The following is a 426-nucleotide window of genomic DNA, read 5'->3' on the forward strand; positions in this document are numbered from 1 at the left end:
GGTATGCACCAAGACTTGGTCAAGAAGTTCATTGAACTCCAAGCCCTTCTCATCACACCTATCGCGCCTCACTGGGCAGAATACATCTGGCTTGAGGTGCTCAAGAACAAGGAGACCATCCAGAAAGCGCTTTGGCCCAAGGTCCCCGAGCCCAACGCTTCCCTCACCGCTGCCCGAGAGTTTGTCCGAACCACACAAACCAACATCACATCAGCAGAGGGTAACGCCATGAAGAAGCTATCAAAGGGTAAAGCCGCTACTTTCGACCCCAAGAAGGAGAAGAAGATCATCATCTTCGCCGCCAAGGAGTGGCCTGCTTGGCAGAAGAAGTACATTGATATGCTCCGCGACGCCGAATCCATCGACATCAAGGCCATCAGCAAGTCCATTGACAAGTCTGAATCCAAGAAAGCCATGCCTTTCATC

General features: G+C 51.9%; 1 protein-coding gene. It reads left to right on the forward strand.

The window, feature by feature from the left end:
• Positions 1–426: class I tRNA ligase family protein (locus CHM34_RS20470; RefSeq protein ID WP_141201791.1), on the forward strand; the 426-nt coding region annotated here is incomplete at both ends.

Source organism: Paludifilum halophilum (assembly GCF_002245355.1).
GTDB classification, from domain to species: domain Bacteria; phylum Bacillota; class Bacilli; order Thermoactinomycetales; family DSM-45169; genus Paludifilum; species Paludifilum halophilum.